Annotated in this window: 1 protein-coding gene and 1 pseudogene; both read right to left on the reverse strand. The window is 57.1% G+C overall.

Annotated features, from left to right (window positions below):
- The coding region (locus B3M52_RS05830; protein ID WP_349677012.1) for an ATP-grasp domain-containing protein at nucleotides 1-164 on the reverse strand (164 nt) is incomplete at its 3' end.
- A 175-nt stretch (nucleotides 165-339) separates the two neighbouring features.
- Nucleotides 340-641: pseudogene (locus B3M52_RS05835) on the reverse strand (dihydrolipoyl dehydrogenase); the annotation flags it as partial.

Here is a 641-nt window from a genome sequence, read left to right on the forward strand (position 1 = left end):
CCGCGGCCACCAGCGTGAACCTGAGCTTTTACTACCCAGGCGTCGCCGCCGATTTCGTCAGCAGCGGCCACTGCGTCTTTGGGGGTATCGCAGGCAATGCCCTTGGATACTGGCAGGCCATATTCAGCGAAAAGCTGTTTGCCCTGATATTCATGCAAATTCATAGTTAATGTCCCGCTTTCTGATGGAGGATAACCACATACGGAAATTGAACCCGCGCAGTGCGAATTCGGTTTGATGCGCCGGGGATCACCTCAGCGCATCCTTAACGCGACCGAAAACCAGCCGTTTTAATAGCAGCGGGGCGCCGTCATTGGCGCCCCTGTTTCCTGGCTCGCGTTACTTCTTTTTGCGACGGTTGGCGATGTGAATCGCTCCGCCGGCAACACCCAGAGCCGCTTCATGCACGGACTCGGACAGAGTCGGATGTGCAAAACAGGTCAGGGCGAGATCTTCGGCACTGGAACCAAACTCCATGGCGATGACGCCCTGAGCAACGATTTCAGAGGCCTGGGGACCCACCACGTGGAAACCGACAATACGGTCGGTTTTCGCGTCGGCGATGATCTTGACCATGCCGGACGCCGCATTCGCTGCCATGGCTCGACCATTGGCGGCGAATGGGAAAGTACCCACATTGT

It is taken from the genome of Marinobacter sp. UBA2688, assembly GCF_002352785.1.
Lineage (GTDB): Bacteria > Pseudomonadota > Gammaproteobacteria > Pseudomonadales > Oleiphilaceae > Marinobacter > Marinobacter salarius.